Genomic DNA, 18,920 nt, shown 5'->3' on the forward strand with positions numbered 1-18,920 from the left:
CTTTATAATTTACAGAGTATGAGTAAAATTGTTTTACAAAACTTCGTATTAATCAATCATAGATTAAATTAGCCGCAGCTATTAAAATTGCCTATATTTTTTGTTGTAAATATATATTTTTTTATTACTAATACGGTCAATGAAATTAATGATAGTTTCTCTTTTTTATATTTTTGAATGTATATATATGAAATTGCTTTTACTTGTTATAAAAATATTGTGGAGTAACATAACTTAACAAACTATCCAAAGTGTTAATCTCGGCATATGGTTGTATTTTGGTCGTATTCTTGATTTTTTGAGGGTTAAACCACACACCTTTTATATTTGCATTTTGAGGACCAACAATATCCTTTTCTAAGTCATCCCCAACAAATAAAGTATTTTCCGGCTGTAAATTTAGCTTATTTAATGCTAGTTCGAATATACGTTTATCAGGTTTACTAAATCCCACTTCTTCAGAAATAATGATTGTTTCAAAATACCTATTTAAATTCGTATTAAATATTTTAGCTTTTTGCCTCTGAGTTGAGCCATTTGTTATAATTCCAACTTTAAAGTGCTTCTTTATTTGATTTAAGAAATGAATAGTATTTTGGTCTATTGAAAAACATCTAGGGAAATTTTCATTCCAAAAATCTTGGATATAATTGTGTGGCAATCTATATTTCGGCGCGAATTCATCAAATAATGATTCTAAAACTATCGTTTTATCACTAATGCCGTATTCCCTTTTATCGTATTCTTTGAATTTCTGTAACATATTGTTTTTGACTGTATCACTAACATCCTCATAACATTTTTCTAAAACTAATAAAAACAAGTTATCTACTGCCTTATCCCTATCAATTAACGTATCATCTAAATCAAACAGCATCGCTTTATAACCCATCAAATAATTTCACAACCTTTCTCACATGATTTAAATAATCCTTAGTTCAACTTTAAGCGTTTACTAAATTAGCAAAAAAACTCTAAAGTTTGTGAAGTACACTCTATAATTTCGCTAACTTTTTTTATATTGAAATTCATTTCCGTTTCCCCTTTTAGTAAGTAGCGCAAGTATATGTTCACACAGTTTAAGAAATCACATGCAGTTCCCAATATTATACATTGGTTTTTTAGAAATATAAATCGTTCAGCTTTTCATACGATAAGTTTTTTCAAGCATACAATTATTTTTTCATAAAAAGGAATATGGCTAATCATATTTTTTGGAGAATACACATTCTTGAAAATGAAGCTAATACGTTAAACGTCCTATGAAGTTCCTATTGTATCTCCACATAAACTCCAGATAGTACGGCTATAATGACTACCAGAGGTGATATTATGAAAAACTATCATATTCTCGTGGTAGAGGACGATCAAGAAATTCAGGAATTAATTAAACAATTTTTAATGACACAGCATTATACAGTGGTAGTCGCTTCAGATGGACTAGAGGGTATGACACAATTTAATAAGCAATCATTTGATTTAATTCTTCTAGATGTCATGATGCCCAATCTTAATGGATTTGAAGTTTCTAAAATGATTCGAAGTCAGTCAAACGTACCAATTATTATGCTAACTGCGTTGGAAGAAGAGGAAGATCAAATGAAAGGATTCGACCTTGGGATCGATGACTATATAACAAAGCCCTTTTCATTTCATGTTTTGATTAGACGAGTCGAAGCTGTACTTAGAAGAAGTTATGATAAAAATGTAAATAATCATTTGATATTTAAAGAAGTGCGTATTGATGTGGATGCATATAGAGTATATGTAAATGACGTTGAAATTATATTAACGACAAAAGAGTTTGAAATTCTACAACTACTATTTCAAAATGAGAGAAAAGTACTCACAAGAGAAAATATCGTTGAAAAGGTTTGGGGTTATGATTATTTTGGAGAAACACGAATAATTGATACACATATTAAAAACCTACGCAAAAAATTAGCTATCCCTTATATTAAAACAATAAAGGGTATTGGATATAAAATTGATGAATAGTATTGTGAAACTCATGAAAATGAAGCAAATTACTTATAAACTCTTTATGACTACATCTCTCATTTTATTATCCTTTGCAGTATTGATTTATTTAACTTTATACTTCTTTCTCCCTACGTTTTATGAGCAATATAAAACAGATCAACTTCAAACAGGGATAAACGAAATCATTGATAAGTCTAAAAATCTTACGTTTCAAGATGCGATACCACTTTTTGATGAATACGCCAAAAAAAATAATGCGATGCTTTATCTTCAAAATAAAGAAGGAGTAATTATTTACTCTCCTTCTTTTTCTTTTATTCAAAGTGGTACCCAAAAAACAGTAGTTACTAAAGCAACACGATTCGAGAATGCAAGTACCCTTAGCAATTCATATAACGTTACGAAACCAATTCAATTTCAAGATGGTAGTTTAACGCTTGTAGTGTTTGCTACATTTCAACCGATTGATGAAGCTTCACAGGTTTTAGTACGCTTTCTCCCCTATATTAGTATCATTGTGCTTGTTATTGGTATAGGAAGTGCTTATTTTTATTCCAGGTTTATTACAAAGCCACTTATTTATATTAATGAAGGTGCACAAAAGATGGCAAATTTAGATTTCTCCGAAAAAATTGAGGTTCGCTCTACAGATGAGTTAGGAGAATTATCTAATAGTTTGAATGACATGTCTATTAACTTGCAACAAGCTATGTTTGATTTGAAAAAAGCAAATGAACAATTAAAAAATGATATTGAAAAAGAAAGAGAAATAGAAACAAAACGCAGAGAGTTTTTTGCGATTGTAGCACATGAATTAAAGTCCCCTCTTACTGTAATGAAAGGATACTTAGAAGGAATGATATACAATATTGGCCCTTATCAAAATCGCGATCAATATTTAAAGAAAAATCATCAAATTATTGAAAGTATGGAACAATTAGTTCGTGAAATTTTAAGCGTATCGAAATTAGAACAACACACCTTCAAACTAAAAGTAGAGGAAGTTAATCTTTCAAAGTTAATAGGTGCAATCACAAAAGATCTCGAATTTTTTGCTTCTCAAAAAAGCATTGAAATAATAAAAGAAATTGATTCTGACCTTTCTATTTATACCGATTGTGCTCTTTTAGAAAAAGCATGTAAAAATATTATTCACAATGCGGTTATGTATTCACCACATAATGAAAAAGTCTATATAAAGTTAAGTGAGGATTCGAAACAAGGTCAAATCGAAATGCAAATTATAAATACAGGTGTCAATATTAAAGATGAAGATTTACAACAAATTTTCAAACCATTTTATCGAATTGAAAAATCAAGAAATCGAAATACTGGAGGAAATGGTTTAGGGCTATATATTGTTAAGCAAATTCTTGAAACGCTAGATATAAAGTATTCAATAAAAAATATGGAACATAGTGTGCAATTTTACATGAGTATTCCATTATCTAAACATAAAAACAAACAAACTCTCCTTTAAATAGGACGAGTTTGTTTGTTTTTGTAGTAAGTATAAATTTATTAACAGGTTTTTCACTTAATGGACAAATGCTGCTTCTTAAATGGCGATTATCATAAGTAGTGACAAACTGTATTCAATTTACATATTTATCTTCTACTATAATAGTAAAAAAACGAAATTCCGCTTAACAGCAAATTAGATTCTCTTATTCGAGATGCATTTCATCTATGAAGATGAAAAGGAAGATGAAAAATGCATATTTCCCTCCATTTTTCAGATTAATTTAGAATTCTTTTATGATAAGCTATATGTAAAGATTAAATATAAAACATAAAGGATGATTCATATGCAAATAAGACCAGAGGTAAGTGAATATAACTCCTATTATGCAACGTATACCAACTTGGTATCAGACGGAAATATCATACATATTCTAGAACAACAAATGAAGGAAACAAATCTTTTATTAAAGGGAATTTCTGATAGTGAGGGACTTTTCCGGTATGCTCCTACTAAATGGAGTATAAAAGAAGTAATCGGTCATATAGCAGATACAGAACGGATTATGGCGTATCGATTGCTATCAATCGCTCGAGGCGAGACAGCAGAACTTCCAGGCTATAATGATGATATGTATGTTCTTAGAGCTGGTTTTGATAAGCAATCTATGCAAAATCTTCTTGAGAATTTAATAGTTGTTCGCCAATCTACCTTGTATTTACTTAGAAGCTTAGATAAAGAAGCTTGGTCACAAAGAGGAAATGCGAATAATTCTGAAGTTACAGTTCGTGCATTAGCATACATCATTGCTGGTCATGAGCTTCATCACCTTCAAATTATAAAAGAACGTTACCTTGGTTCTGATTTATATCCAGCAACTTAATATTTGAAGAAAAAGAGTCCTATTTATGTAGTGCTCTTTTTCAGTATTTATAACGGATTAGCGCTTAGAACCATGGCAATTAAATGCATTTATTTATAAAATTCACCACATAATATTTATGCTATCCCCTCTTATTCTGTACATAATTTTCTTTAGGCTGATATACTATAAACGCAATAGTTCTGGAAAGGTGATGATAGTATGTATGAACAACAAAATAATAGAGATAGAGATCAAAAAATGATGTTTTCTATGCAGGGAGTTCCCTCAAATAAAATTAACATGAATCAATTACCTAAATGGATTAGAATTTTTGGCTATTGTGCGTTTGGTTGGATAATAGTATTTAGTTTAATTATGATTGTAGGTTTAATTCTGCAATAACTATACAGAGTAGGTAAACGGGACGATATTTAGGTCATACATCTAGGTAATGTCCCGTTTTTTATGTGTGATTATCCCATGATATAGGCAACCAATTATAATAAAAAGAACCTGTAGAATATCCTACAAGTTCTTTTTATTATATTATTAAAACGGGAACAACAAACTATTTTAACATTCAGTACAGGGAGACCATTTTGATTATGGCTTGATTTTATTATAAATCAAATATAAGCTTTTGAAAGGTCTAGATTTTGAAAATTATGTGAATTGAAAAGCTACGATGTTTATATTAGATTTCATTTACGACCAACTTCTTCTTACTTAAATACACTGCACGATCTGATTTTTTAGCAACCTCCTGTGAGTGCGTCACAACAATAATGCATTTATTCTCTTTATGTGCAAGTTCTTGAAATAGTTCTATTATATCCATTGCAGTTTCCTCGTCGAGGTTTCCTGTCGGCTCATCTGCAATCAGTAAATCAACATTACAAGATAGTGCTCGAGCAATTGCTACACGCTGTTGTTGTCCACCGCTTAGTTGCAGGACGTTTCGTTTCGCTTCAACTTCTGTGAGTCCTACCCTTTCTAACAATTCTAATGCTCTTGCTGTTTTATTTTGCACTTTAACACCTGTAATTTCCATTGCTGTTAAGACATTTTGAAGAGCTGTCATATAGGTTATTAAGTTATAAGATTGGAAAATTACAGATACATTTTGATTACGGTATCGATCCAAACCAATTTTTCTAATATCTTTGCCATTATACAGTACATAACCATTTTTAGGGACATCTAGTCCACAACCTAAGCTTAGAGTTGTGGTTTTACCAGATCCAGATGGTCCTAAAATCGTGTAGAAATGTCCTTTTTGAAAAGAAAAGTTAACATTTTCTAGTATCGCTACATTTTTTCCATTACTTTCATAATAATAATCCAAATTTTTAAACTGTAAAATTGTCTCCATATCGAGCCTCCTCATTCATCTTTTAAAAGAATTTGTTTTGGGTTTAAACGTAGAATAGATAATGCCGGAAGAAGCGTTGCTATTATAGCAATAGCTAGTCCAATTCCACCCATTTTCCCTACATCTTCTCCTGTTACACTTACATCAATTTTATCAATTGGATCTTCTTTTTGATTTTGTAGAGTACCACCAGGTCCAGCCATCATTACAGTACCATGTTGCGAGGTATCTGTTTCTTCGCTTGCAGTAGCAATTTCATTCGAAAGTAAATTATCCCCGATATATTGAGAAACTTTAGCTCCTGTTGTTATAGATAATCCAAATGCTAAAATAGCGACACATACTACTTCTACTACGAACTGTGCCATCAGTTTCCACTTTTTCTCTCCAATGGACAATAGAATCCCCATTTCCTTACGACGTCCTTTAATTGATAGCATAATAATTAATCCTAAAATAATCGCACCTGCAATCGATACAATATAAATAATCATTTGAGAAGTCGAAGAGATATTTTCGATAGGACCAATCATTTGCTTGTACAATGAATCATGCGCATCTAATTTATAATAATTAAAATCAATATTAGATTTTTTTGCTTCTTTTTTAAATGCATCAATATATTGTGGATCATTCAAGAAATACACGACTTGAACACTATTTATACCTTGGTCTACTTCTAATTTTTTCATAGTTGAATGCGGCATATATAGTTTATTAGCTGGATCCATAATAGGAGGAGCCTGTTGACCCATTGCTTGCTCATTTGTTTCGTAAATACCGATAATTTCAACTTCAAGGGTTTCCTTCTTATCCCCTGATTGCACTTTAACTTTGTCTCCTAATTTCAAATTGTTTAATTCCGCTAATCGTTTTTCCATTAAAGCTACATTCTGATCCTTCATTTGCTCTGTTATTGGTTTTCCATCAATGATTTTACTTTTTCCGTTTTTAAAGCTTTCTTGTAATGCAGTCTTGCGAACTCCCTCAATCATAAAAGAAGCATTCATATCTATTTCTGTACCAGAGCTTGAACCGCCTCGCGCAGCCGTCATTCCCACTTTACCTTTTCCTTCTTCTTCTCCTTCTGAAGCTCCTACTAGTTTAAGCCCATCAGAAATACCGAAAGTGTTAGCTATGTAATTATAATCTTTTACATACTTGGACTTCGCTAATTGATCTGTTTCTTTTGCATCGAGCTGCGGCGGATTTGGCATTTCTCCAGTTTCCTTAGCTTTTTGACCTATTTTGTCGAAATCAAGACCTAAAGTAACATCTGCACCAAGTTTTTTTCTTGCAGCATCCTCTGCTTTTTTTGATGCATTTTGGATTGTGAAACCTGAAAGAACCAAATTTGTAACAATCAGAAAAACTGCCATCAAAATTAATGATGTTCCTATCCTTTTTTTCATACTGAGAATCGCTCGTTTCATAAAATTCATTTTTCTTACCTCCTTGATAACTTGTATTCTATATAGGTTATCTAGAGTTTATATGGAGCTAATCGGTAGTTTAACTAGAGATATAAGGAGTTTATGTGTAGTTATTCATTTACCTGTTCAAGAAAAACTAGAACACAAATTCAAAAATGCAGTCGTTTTTGAATATTGGTAAGGAGTTAGTCAATTTAAGAGATTTATAGAAAAGAGAGGTTAAGCTTAATTTAATGTATATAATATAAAAAATATATTTATTGTATAATTTCTATACAATAAATATAGAGAAGCTATTTGTGAATATCTAGATGGGAATTGTTAAGTTCCTCATAGAAATTACATCTTTTAATAAGAAAAGAAACAAGTTAACATTCTTCTTAAATTTTAATATAAATTATTTATAGTTTTATTTTATTGCAAGATTTATAATATAATATACAAATTTATCACCTATTTTTATAATTCAAGCACCTACTATTAGGAAAAGAGAATATTTCCCAATTAATTTAAAACATAAATTTTGTCTATGTTTTAAACAATATGTATTTTGGAGGAGGTTAATTTGATTTTTTCAAAACTCATTGATCGGTACGCCTTATATGATTTACACAAAAAAAGAAGTGTAGCGTTTCAGTTTACTTCCCTTTCTAACACTTCATTAAATATAAAGAACATAGAATCTTTTTATAAAGTAAAACCATCACATTTTCATTTTGACATTAAGCATTCAAAGCAGGAAAATGAATACATGGTTGGGCAATTCAACTATAAAAGTTCGGTTCAATCCGGTGATTCACACAACGACTCTGTAACTGGGGAATTATTCTTACATAAAAATGAAAATGCACCTCATGTTATCTTTGTTCACGGTTGGAGAATGGATTCTAACGAACGTGTGAAAAAAATATTCCACGATCATATGACCAGCCTGAAGTGGAATATGTATTATTTCACTCTACCCTATCATTTTGAAAGAAAACCCGATCAATCCTTATTCAGTGGAGAGTATATGGTAAGTGCAAATATTGAACGAACATTACAAGCAACTAGACAAGCGGTAGCTGATTTACGAGCTTTGATTAAATGGATTAAAGCAAATAAAAAGGGGACCCTGATTCTAATAGGAATTAGTTTAGGCGGATTTATTACTAACTTAACCTCTCTTGTTGAAGAAGAGATTGATGTGTTAGCATCCATTTTCTATGCAAATCGACTTTCTTATTCTATTTGGAATACAACTCCAGGTAAATTTATTAGAGAAGACTTGGAACATCATGGTGTTACGTATGATGATTTAATAGATTATTGGAAAATCACTGAACCGAGTCAAGCATTACCAAAAGTACAAAAAGAAAATATTTTATTAATTTCAGGTAAGCACGATCTATATGTGCATTCTGAGGATACAGACTACTTGTGGGAAGCTTGGGAAAAACCTACACGATATATTTATACATGCGGGCATGCCGGGATCGTTCTTAAACGTAAAAAAATTGCAACTGATACTATCAATTTTATTCAAAATCGATTGAACGCCCCGCACTTATCCAATGCCATGCCTTAAATCGCGAGATTACTAAGTACAAAATCTTATACTTATATTGTTATATTTTTTACTAGTCACCTTTGTAAATCTTAGCCCCAAGCCTTACACGATTGAAAATGAAATAAAGTAAATAACTAAAGAACTAATTTACCATATGGAAAAACATTGCTCAGCATTTTCACCAGTGGTCCCTGTATATGCAATATTACATACAAAAATATTTATTTATTACGTTATTTATTTAAAAATAAATTATTCATCCATTAATCTATACCATCCTTATTTACATTTATGGATACCCTAATTACATATGAAAAAGAGAGAAGAACATTGGTTAGTTCTTCTCTTTTTGTTTATTTTTAAGGTAACTATCTATAAAATTTTGCTTTTCATAATTCTTCATGAGTCTAGAAAATAAATTTTTCTAATGTACATAATTACAACGACATTAAAACACTTTGCTCTTAAATCCGCTACTTGTATTATTAATTGCATGAAACTCCTTCTTGAGAAAGGCTTTAATTTCCGAATATTCTGTTGACCGTTATAACATATCCAATTTACAATTTAATTGTGGTGTTCTTTCACAATTAAACTACTTAGAATACACTTCATTTATTTGAAAACAATTACAAATAGAGGTGCTAAAATGAAAACTAGAGTAAATCCAGAATTATTACAAGGGTTAGAGATGTTTCCGGATCTCGATTTACGCCCAGAAAATTTGCAATCAATCAGAGAAGGAATAGCTCAAATGAGACCACCTACCGTTGTTGATGACTCCCTTTCTTTAACAGATAAAGTCATTGTTGGGCCTGATGATAATCCGTTACCATTACGAATTTATCGTCCAAAATCAAATCATGAATCTTTACCTGTCTTATTATGGATACATGGTGGAGGTTATATCTTAGGGTCTATAGATGATAACGATGATACTTGTATGAGGTTTGCAAAAGAAGCTAGCTGTGTGGTCGTGTCTGTAGACTACCGCTTAGCACCTGAACACCCTTACCCAGCACCAATTGAGGATTGTTATTCAGCTTTAAAATGGATTGCTGATAATGCAAAGTCATTAAACATTGATTCGAATCGAATTGGGGTTGCAGGAGTAAGCGCTGGCGGTGGACTAACAGCAGCATTATCATTATTAGCCCGAGATCGAAAATATCCTTCAATTTGTTTACAAATGCCACTATATCCAATGATTGATGACAGAAATGATACACCTTCAGCGAATGAAATTAAAGAGGGATTTGTTTGGAACCAAAAGGCAAATGAAGCTGGTTGGAAAATGTATTTAGGAGAAATGTATGGAACGGATCAAATCCCTGCCTATGCAGCACCTTCTCGAGCTGAGGATTATAGTGACTTACCGTATACTTACACATTTGTTGGTCAATTAGATCCATTCCGCAGCGAAACATTAACCTATGTAAGCAAACTAGCACAAGCTGGTGTTGATGTGGAGTTTCATTTATATCCAAATGCCTATCACTGGTTTGAAGGGTTAAATCCAAATGCCGATGTATCTATTTATGCTGTGAACGAAATAGTACAAGCAATAAAGACTGGTTTCAAACGAGTATCCAAGGTTGAGGCTTAATCCCATTACAAGAGAAACACTTATAAATAGTATATATGTATTTATCGTTTAAATATAATAGCCGATTCTAAATAAGAATCGGCTATTAATATGTAAAATCCGCCTAATATATCAAGGTTGAGAAACAGATATAAGATGTTTAGGCGATGTGTTTATTTCTTCTGCTAATGCTTTTATGTTCATCATGATTTGAAGTATTTCTTCTTTTGTTGTTCTTGGGTTGATAGAGCAAAGTCGAATTACTACTTTTTCTTTTAATTTAGTCGTACTTAGCATAGCAAATCCTCTTTGATTAATTTCTTCCACCAATTTTTTGTTTATTTCATGAATTGTATCTGTAGATGTTAGCTCACATGGAATATAACGAAAAGTAACAATTCCTAATTGGGCAGGTGTTACTACTTCCCAATCTTTTTCTTTCCTTAAAAACTCTTCAACTTGTTCAGCTAGCATAATGCCATGATCAATTGCCTCACGAAAAGCTGTAACTCCGAATGCTTTAAAAGAAAGCCATACCTTTAATGCTCTAAATCTACGAGAAAGTTCAATTCCACGCTCCCCAAAATTCACTTTTTCTTCTATATTAGTTTCTGTATCCTTAATATACTCTGGGATCATACGGAATGTTTCACTTAAATATTGGCTATTTCGAATAAGTACACAACCAACATCATAAGGCTGAAAAAGCCATTTATGCGGGTCTAACGTTAAAGAATCGGCACGATGAATTCCACTTAATAACTCCCTTCCTTTTTCACTGAGAATTGCTGCAGCCCCATAAGCTCCATCCACGTGTAGCCATATATCTTCATCACCACATACATCAGCCAATTCATCGAGGGAGTCCACCGCTCCGCAATTCGTTGTCCCTGCATTAGCAATAACACAGAATGGTTTTTTCCCTTTTAATCGATCTTCTTTTATTTGTTTTCTTAAAGTACTAACTGAAATTTTTAAATCTTCATCTGTCTCAATTCGGCAAATTTGATGCTGTTTAAAACCTAATACTTTAAGTGCTCGATCTACAGAAAAATGAGTTTGGTTAGAAAAATAAACAATCGTATTTTCTATGTCATTATTCAGCTTGACCTGTCTCGCTACAGTAAGTGCAGTCAAATTAGCCATGGAACCACCACTGACAAATAGTCCTTCAGCTGAATCAGGGAATCCTAGCATTGATTTTAACCAGTTAATTGTCGTTAATTCAATTTGTTCGGCACCTGCACCTACTATCCAAGCTGTAGGAAATACATTAAACCCACTTGCTAAAAAATCTGCTAATACACTAACATAATTATTAGGACCTGGCACAAAAGCCATAAAATGAGGATGATCCACATGAGTAATTTGATTAAACACATTGTTATTAAGAAAATGAAGTAATTCCTTTGGATTAGATCCGTTTTCCGGAATCGTTTCAATTAGCTTTTCTCTAAAAATATTACTATCAATCGTTTCTGAAACTGGTTTACTTTTTAAATGATTCATATGATCAACAATCAAGTCAACCGCTTGATATCCTAACTGACGCATCTCTTCGGCTGATAACTGCAAGTTTTTTGTCATTTGATTTACTCCTATTCTATTTAAAAAGGCGAGTTCTTGCTCGCCTTTTCATTTTTTATAATTTGTAATCACCAATTGCTTGTATTGGATTTTGAAGAATCATGTTGATTAATCCATGGATGTGATTTAATATTTCCTGTATTTTCTCTGCTTCATATACCGTTTGATCAAATCCAAACTTTATTGTAAGTTTTTCTTCAGGGAAGCACATAATTCCATACTTTACATGTGGCTCATCAACAACTTCGTAATCCGTGATAGCAAAATGTCTGTTCTCATTTGAAGAAAAGATTGCTGGATTAGTTGGATAGTTTTCAAAAACCCAAAGATGGTCAGTCAACTCAGTTTTTAATTCACTTTGCTTTTGTATATCAACAAATGAATAGTATGCATACTCATTACATTTCAATGTCTCTAGTTGTACCTTTTGCAGAAAATCCACAAAAGATTGCGTTTCTGTCCATGCTAATCGGATAGCCAAAACATTTGTGAACAGACCGAACATATTTTCAATTCCTTCTACTTCGGGAGGTCTGACTGATACTAGATTAGGCAATACTACTTCTCTCGTTCCGTTAAATTTGCCAAGCAATATTCCCCATACAGCTAGTAATGCCGTATTCATAGTTATATTATTTTTAGTTACAAATGTCTGTAACTGATTAGTCAAATCCTTGTCTAATGTTAAATCCATAAAAGTGAAGTTTAACCCTTCACTTTTAGATGGGACTTTCTTTTTAGGAATACTAATTTTCTGATTGTATCCTGATAAATAATCTCGCCAAAAATGACGTGCTTTCTCATGATCTTGTGCCAAAGTCCAATCTATGAATGTTTCAAAAGGTTTTACCATAGGTAACTCCGCCGTAGTTCCCGCATTTGTATTTTCGTAGAGCTGGAATAATTCGTCTATCAAAATGCTGACGCTCCAACCATCACATAATAGATGATGGGAACTCCAAATTACCTTATGCTCGTTATTACCTAGTTGGAATATACAGAGACGGGTCATAAGTTCACCATTTTTAAATCCTTGACTTAAATTTTCATTCATCCACTGATCTAGGAATTCTTGCTGTTCTTGTTTCGTCATCTCAATTAAGTTTTTTATTTCTGAATTTATTTGAACATCATATAGAACAGCTTGCCAAGGTTTTGCTTGTTCATCTTGCACAATTATTGTTCTTAAAGAATCATGACGATCAACTAATTGTTGGAAACACTGAATAAAGAGTTTAATATCCAGCTCCCCCTCAAGTGCCCAAATTGTTTGTTCAAAATATGCATTTGTATCAGGTTCATTCGTAGCGTGCTCATAAATAACTTCCTGGAAAGGTGCTAACGGATAAATACGTTCTATTTTTATATCCGGCATTTTTTCTTGTATTTTGGTAAGTGTATGTTGATTAAGTTGTTTATCTTTAACATTTAGTAATATAGCTTTATTATCGTTCATTATATTTACATCATTTGTTTGTGAACTTGAAAACTGGTCTAGCTTTTTAACAAATTGAACCATGTCCCTTAATATAGGAAATGAAAATAGATTTTTTGGTTCAAGCTCGAATCCTTGTCGATACAGTCTAACGGACACTTGAATCGCTTTTATCGAATCTCCACCTAAGGCGAAGAAATGATCATTTACTCCAACTTGATCTATTTTGAGTACTTCTTGCCAAATACTAGTTAATATTTTTTCCATTTCAGTTTTTGGGGCAATAAATACTTCATTTTTTTGTTTCTCCGGAGTAGGAAGCGCTTTTCTATCTAATTTCCCGTTTGGAGTCAGGGGTAATTGTTCCAAATAAACAAAATAAGAAGGAATCATATAATCTGGCAAGTGATCTCGCAAATGCTTTCGTAGTTCTGTTGTACTAATATTTTGCTCAGTTACCACATATGCAACTAAAAATTTTATTCCGTTCTCATCTGTTTGATCAATTACGACAGCATGTTCGACTTGTTTATAAGTTAGAAGACAATGAGAGATTTCTTCTAACTCTACTCGATATCCCTGAATTTTCACTTGGTAATCTTGGCGGCCTAAAAATTCAATATATCCCTCAGAATGCATTTTTCCACAATCTCCTGTTTTATATATAAGACCAAAATCAGGATGTGACACAAACGCTTCATTTGTTTTCTTTTCATCATTTAAATATCCTTTAGCAAGGCCCACTCCCCCGATATATAAATCTCCAATTACACCAACAGGGCACATTTTCTTTTCATAGTTCAACACATAATACGTTTGGTTTGCCAAGGGCATCCCGTATGGAATACTATTCCAATGTGATTCCACCTGTTTGACCGGATAATAAATTGACCAAATCGATGCTTCTGTTGCCCCTCCTAGTGAAACTACTTCTGCAATCGGAAAATGTCTTTTTATTTTTTCTGGTAAAGAAAGCGGAATCCAATCTCCACTATGTAAAACTAAACGTAAAGAAGGATATTCAAAATGAGAACCTACTTGATCCAATGCCAAATCCATGATTGCAGGCACTGTATTCCAAATTGTAATCCCTCTACGTTCAACAGTGCGGATTAATTCTTGCATGTCTCTCGGATCACGAATCATTACTAACATTGCACCTGTGCTTAAAGCTCCGAAAATATCGTATACAGATAGGTCAAAACACATGGAAGAGATACCAATAATACGATCATCTTCATTCACCTCATATTTTTGATTTATGTCTTGAATAGTATTTGTAACCGCTTGGTGAGTAATAATTACTCCTTTTGGTTTTCCTGTACTTCCTGAAGTGTATATAATATAGGCAATATCTTCTGAACCAGCAATAGCGGGCATATCTTCTGTTGTATAAAATGACAAATGATTTTCTTCATAAAGACTAGGTTCTAATAAAAGCTTGCATGAGCTATTTTTTAAAATATATGTTTGGCGATCTAAAGGATGATCGGGATCAATCGGAACATAAGCGGCACCTGATTTTAAAATACCTAACATATTAACAATTGTGTCAACTCGCCTTTTTGCTAAAAGACCCACTTTGTCACCTAGACCAATACCTTGCTCTTTTAAGAAGTGGGCAATTTGATTAGAACGTTTATGAAGTTCCGAGTATGTTAACCATTCTTGTTCAAATACCACTGCTACTTCATCCGGCGTACGTTTTACTTGGTCTGTAAATAATTGATACAGGGTAGTTGAAGGTATTTTTTCTATTGTTTCATTGTATTGCTTAATTAGAGTTTGATCCGATTCTTTCATCTGCAAAGATGTTATATCGCTTTGTTTCACCAATTGTTCCAATAAGTCAACAAATTGGGAAAACATTGCTTCTATTACATCAACATCAAACAACTCTTCAACGTAGTTCCAGCTAATTAATAACTCTCCATTTTTTTCAATTACTACATTATCCAAATACACTTGTGGAGTCCGAGCATGAATATAGCGAAGAGAACCAAGTTGTTCCCAAGAGAAAGCACCTGCACCTGCTAACATCGAGGTGAAAACGATTGGCATAACTGCTTTTGGCGTCATTTGATGATATCGAGTAAAATCTCGAATAAAGTTAACTCCATCGTAATGACGATGTTCAAGGCCATCTAATAAAGTAGCTTGCGTTTCTTTTACTCTAGTAAAGAAAGTTTGCTCTGATTTTACATCAACATCCAATAAAATAAGTGATGTGAAATCTCCAACAATCTGTTCTACTTCATCATGAACAGGATAACGGTTAAATACAGTCAAGTTAATTGCTAATCGACGTTGATTACTCCAATATGCCAACACATCACCATATATTGTACAAAGTAGAGCGGAAGGCGTTACCTCTTTCTCTTGTGCTAACTTTCGTAGCTTTGTCCATTTTTTATTATCCAGGATTTTTGTAAGTGATTGGAATTTAGGAGTAGCAATCTCTGCTGGATCCTTTTTTAACAGCAAAGAAGGTGCAAAAGGAAAGTCAGGAAGCTTGCTTGTCCAATAATCTTTTGCTGTTTTATATTCTTCGCTTTGTTCCATTTCATCATAGATAAACATATAATCTTGAAAATCAAAAGATAAAGATTCTAATTTTTGATTTGGTTTATAATAATAATGCAACAAATCCTGTCCAACAATGTTCATGCTTGCTCCGTCCATTAATAAAGCATCGTATCGAAAACATAATAAATACGTGTCTTCTTTTAAAAGAAAAGCTTTCAATTCAAACAAAGGCCATTGCCCCAAAGGGAATACATGGTTAGTCATTCGAGAACGCTCTTCTTGTAAGCGAGCATTTTGATTCCTATCATCTAAATCTATGAGACTCACTATTTCAATCTCGTAATCAGGAACGCTTTGTAATATTTGCTGTTTTCCCTCTGGTAAAATTACAGCTCGCAACATTGGATGACGATGAATTACCTTTTGAAAACTTTTTGAAAGACGATTGATATCCAATGCTGTTTCATATTCAAAATATGTTTGAGGTGAAATACCGCTTAATTCAAACTGTGAATTCCGTCCTATCATATACGCTGTCTGAACTTCTGTTAAGGAAAATGGCTTAGACAAATCTTTAACATGAGTTGGTCTACTTTCAAGGTTTTCCTCTTTATGCTCTAACTTTACACAAGAACTCAATTGAGCGATTGTGGGGTGCTTAAAAAAATCTGTTGTACTTATTTTTAAGCCGTCTTTTCTTAATAAATTAATTACCTGAAGTGCTTTAATAGATTCTCCTTTTAATGCAAAAAAATTATCATGAATACCGATTCCCTCAATCTCCATAACTTTTTCCCATGCACGCACTAATTTTTGTTCAATTTCATTGCGCGGAGCAACGTATGGAATTGATACATAATCCGTTTGTGTTATATCCAACAATCTTTTTCTATCTACTTTTCCATTTGGATTCAATGGAATCTCTTCTACCTGAATCATTTTTTCAGGAATCATAAACTCAGGTAGTTTATCACTTAAATATTTTCTGATTTCACCAAAAGACACCTTGTTATCCGATACATAGTAGGCAGCTAATAATTTCCTATTTCCATACACTTGATCAACAACGATAGCCTGGTTTATTTCTGGATATTCCCTTAATCGAGTTTCGATTTCTCTTAATTCAATCCGATACCCCCGAATTTTCACTTGATGATCCATTCGACCTAAATATTCAAGTTCTCCATTAGGCAACCAACGAACGAGATCACCTGTATGATACATCATTTCCCCTGCCGCAAAAGGACTCGGTACAAACTTTTCATCTGTCAGTTTATTTTTACCAAGATACCCTCGTGCTACCGCTACGCCAGCAATGCAGAGTTCACCGGGAATTCCAAATGGTTTTAATTGGCCATACTTATTCAATATATAGGAATGATAATTCGGGTTAGGTTTGCCAATCGTAACTTCTTTGGAAGTGCTCAAGTCTTTTACTGTTGCGCAAATGGTTGTTTCTGTGGGACCATAAATATTTAAAATTGTTGCTTCACTGATACAACGAATTTTTTCAACTAAATCAATGGAAAATGATTCTCCTGCTAATAAAATAGATTTTAAATCTTTTAGAAAATTTGCCCCTTCTGGATCACTCAAAATCACTTCCATTCGCGATGGCGTTGATTCCCATAAATCCACCTTATGTTTTTTGACTAAAAGAGCCAATTCTTTTGTTGCAAACTGGTCCTCTGTAGCAATTACTACTTTTGAACCTTGCGTTAAAGGAAGACATATTTCTAACAAGGAAATATCAAAAGATACACTAGCAAGAAACAAGAATGATTGATTAGCCTTTACTTTTTCTCTCATTACATTTAAAAAATGAACTAGCGATTTTTGTTCGATCATTACCCCTTTTGGATTTCCTGTCGATCCTGATGTGTAAATAACATAAGCCAAATCATTAGGATTATGTTCTCGTACTAAATTACTTTCTTCATCTTGGAAAAGATATTCTTTATCAAGATACAGTACTTCACCCGCAAATTGCGGCAATACTTCCTCTGTTCGCTTACTAAGTAAATATTTTGCTTGACTATCTTGTAACATATATTCAATTCGTTCAGTTGGGTAGTTAGGGTCGATTGGTAAATACGCTGCTCCTGCTTTTAAAATCCCCATCATACCAATAATCATTTCTAATGACCGATCTACCATAACGCCAATAATACTTTCTTTTGAAACACCTTTACTTTGAAGAATAGAAGCCAATTGATTCGCTTTCTTATTCAATTCTCTATATGTCAAAGATTGATCATTACAAACAACAGCAATTTGATCTGGAGTTTTTAATACTTGCGCTTCAAACAAATCTTGAAATGATTGAAACAAATCTATGCCCGTTTGAAAAGTATTCAATCCTTCTAACAACTCTTTTTCTTCTTCTGCAATAATACAAATATCTTTCAATGCCAAATTCGGATTTTGTGAAACTTGCTTTAAAACATAACAATACGAATTGGCAAACTGTTGCAAAGAAGAGAATGAACGGGACTTGCAAGAAATTTGAAATTCAAATTCATTATGTATTTCATTCCATTTTCTTCGTATCCATAGGACTAAATTATTCTCTGCGTATTCTTCTAGCGAATTTTCATTATGTAATCCTTCCATCCCGATTACAATTTGAAAAGGAGTTAAATTGTGTTTAACTAATAATTCAGAGAGCGGATACTCCTGATTTTCATACCCGATTAAAGTCGTTTGTTCAATCTCATTTACTAATTGTTTAAAGGTGTGATGCGGATGGATTTCACTTCCTAAAGGAATCAACTTATTAAGATTCTCACTTTGTTCAAGATTCTTTTCAATTATAGGAATACCAATAGTAATTCTTTCTTGATCTGTATAATGTGCCAAACAAACCCTTAAAGCGGCTTGAAACCAGCTAAATAATAATAAATCTTGAGACTTACTTATTTTTTGTATACTTTTACTAAATTCTACATTCACTATGACTTGAACGTACTCACAAGGTATTTCTTTATTTAGTTGGTAATCGCTATTAAATTTAAATACAGAAAAATCGAGAATCTCGGAAGATAATTGCTCCTTCCAAAACGCTTCTACTTCTTTACTTTCATGAATCGAACTTCGATCTTTAATGTGCATTTTTATCTTTAT

Annotated in this window: 11 protein-coding genes; 6 read left to right on the forward strand and 5 right to left on the reverse strand. The window is 32.7% G+C overall.

Features of this window, described 5'->3' with window-relative positions; all coding sequences use genetic code 11:
- Window positions 1-199: 199 nt before the first annotated feature.
- Window positions 200-892, reverse strand: coding sequence for an HAD family hydrolase (locus EBQ15_RS06175; protein ID WP_000540702.1), 693 nt, complete (start codon window positions 890-892; stop codon window positions 200-202).
- A gap of 440 nt (window positions 893-1,332) precedes the next feature.
- Between EBQ15_RS06175 and EBQ15_RS06180 the strand changes: the two genes are divergently transcribed.
- From EBQ15_RS06180 to EBQ15_RS06195, 4 genes are all read left to right on the forward strand, one after another.
- The gene (locus tag EBQ15_RS06180; protein ID WP_000800727.1) at window positions 1,333-1,998 is read left to right on the forward strand and encodes a response regulator transcription factor; all 666 of its coding nucleotides are present in this window, start codon (window positions 1,333-1,335) and stop codon (window positions 1,996-1,998) included.
- Window positions 1,991-3,463 carry a sensor histidine kinase gene (locus EBQ15_RS06185; RefSeq protein ID WP_001084901.1) on the forward strand — a complete coding sequence of 491 codons (1,473 nt, stop codon included), beginning with the start codon at window positions 1,991-1,993 and terminating at the stop codon, window positions 3,461-3,463. Before EBQ15_RS06180 ends, EBQ15_RS06185 begins: the two co-directional genes overlap by 8 nt.
- Before the next feature lie 328 nt (window positions 3,464-3,791).
- Complete coding sequence (locus EBQ15_RS06190; protein WP_001167106.1) at window positions 3,792-4,328, forward strand: DinB family protein; 537 nt, start codon at window positions 3,792-3,794, stop codon at window positions 4,326-4,328.
- A gap of 201 nt (window positions 4,329-4,529) precedes the next feature.
- Window positions 4,530-4,712, forward strand: a complete 183-nt coding sequence (locus EBQ15_RS06195; protein WP_000273229.1) for a hypothetical protein — start codon at window positions 4,530-4,532, stop codon at window positions 4,710-4,712.
- Window positions 4,713-5,004: 292 nt separating this feature from the next.
- Here the strand turns inward: EBQ15_RS06195 and EBQ15_RS06200 are convergent, their stop codons facing one another.
- Both EBQ15_RS06200 and EBQ15_RS06205 read right to left on the reverse strand, forming a co-directional pair.
- Complete coding sequence (locus tag EBQ15_RS06200; protein ID WP_000447863.1) at window positions 5,005-5,682, reverse strand: ABC transporter ATP-binding protein; 678 nt, start codon at window positions 5,680-5,682, stop codon at window positions 5,005-5,007.
- Window positions 5,683-5,693: 11 nt separating this feature from the next.
- A complete protein-coding gene (locus tag EBQ15_RS06205; RefSeq protein WP_001010231.1) occupies window positions 5,694-7,124 on the reverse strand; it encodes an ABC transporter permease in 1,431 nt (476 codons plus the stop codon).
- Window positions 7,125-7,680: 556 nt separating this feature from the next.
- Here EBQ15_RS06205 and EBQ15_RS06210 point away from each other — a divergent pair.
- Both EBQ15_RS06210 and EBQ15_RS06215 read left to right on the forward strand, forming a co-directional pair.
- On the forward strand, window positions 7,681-8,682 hold the full coding sequence (locus EBQ15_RS06210) for an alpha/beta hydrolase (RefSeq protein ID WP_000577704.1): 1,002 nt from the start codon (window positions 7,681-7,683) through the stop codon (window positions 8,680-8,682).
- Between the two features lie 631 nt (window positions 8,683-9,313).
- Window positions 9,314-10,270 carry an alpha/beta hydrolase gene (locus EBQ15_RS06215; RefSeq protein WP_000857943.1) on the forward strand — a complete coding sequence of 319 codons (957 nt, stop codon included), beginning with the start codon at window positions 9,314-9,316 and terminating at the stop codon, window positions 10,268-10,270.
- 111 nt (window positions 10,271-10,381) lie between these two features.
- Here EBQ15_RS06215 and EBQ15_RS06220 read toward each other — a convergent pair whose 3' ends face one another.
- Together EBQ15_RS06220 and EBQ15_RS06225 are read right to left on the reverse strand one after the other, a co-directional pair.
- Complete coding sequence (locus EBQ15_RS06220; protein ID WP_000164822.1) at window positions 10,382-11,836, reverse strand: pyridoxal phosphate-dependent decarboxylase family protein; 1,455 nt, start codon at window positions 11,834-11,836, stop codon at window positions 10,382-10,384.
- A gap of 55 nt (window positions 11,837-11,891) precedes the next feature.
- Window positions 11,892-18,908, reverse strand: a complete 7,017-nt coding sequence (locus EBQ15_RS06225; RefSeq protein ID WP_000547631.1) for a non-ribosomal peptide synthetase — start codon at window positions 18,906-18,908, stop codon at window positions 11,892-11,894.
- Between the last annotated feature and the right edge of the window lie 12 nt (window positions 18,909-18,920).

Origin of the sequence: Bacillus sp. 2D03, from assembly GCF_003946765.1 — a bacterium.
GTDB classification, from domain to species: Bacteria; Bacillota; Bacilli; order Bacillales; family Bacillaceae_G; genus Bacillus_A; species Bacillus_A cereus.

Bases quoted from the DNA above. Each gene is read 5' to 3' on its own strand.
- EBQ15_RS06185 (WP_001084901.1), top strand. From the start codon at position 1,991: ATGAATAGTATTGTGAAACTCATGAAAATGAAGCAAATTACTTATAAA.
- EBQ15_RS06215 (WP_000857943.1), top strand. From the start codon at position 9,314: ATGAAAACTAGAGTAAATCCAGAATTATTACAAGGGTTAGAGATGTTT.
- EBQ15_RS06225 (WP_000547631.1), bottom strand. From the start codon at position 18,908: ATGCACATTAAAGATCGAAGTTCGATTCATGAAAGTAAAGAAGTAGAA.
- EBQ15_RS06195 (WP_000273229.1), top strand. From the start codon at position 4,530: ATGTATGAACAACAAAATAATAGAGATAGAGATCAAAAAATGATGTTT.
- EBQ15_RS06200 (WP_000447863.1), bottom strand. From the start codon at position 5,682: ATGGAGACAATTTTACAGTTTAAAAATTTGGATTATTATTATGAAAGT.
- EBQ15_RS06180 (WP_000800727.1), top strand. From the start codon at position 1,333: ATGAAAAACTATCATATTCTCGTGGTAGAGGACGATCAAGAAATTCAG.
- EBQ15_RS06190 (WP_001167106.1), top strand. From the start codon at position 3,792: ATGCAAATAAGACCAGAGGTAAGTGAATATAACTCCTATTATGCAACG.
- EBQ15_RS06205 (WP_001010231.1), bottom strand. From the start codon at position 7,124: ATGAATTTTATGAAACGAGCGATTCTCAGTATGAAAAAAAGGATAGGA.
- EBQ15_RS06220 (WP_000164822.1), bottom strand. From the start codon at position 11,836: ATGACAAAAAACTTGCAGTTATCAGCCGAAGAGATGCGTCAGTTAGGA.
- EBQ15_RS06175 (WP_000540702.1), bottom strand. From the start codon at position 892: ATGGGTTATAAAGCGATGCTGTTTGATTTAGATGATACGTTAATTGAT.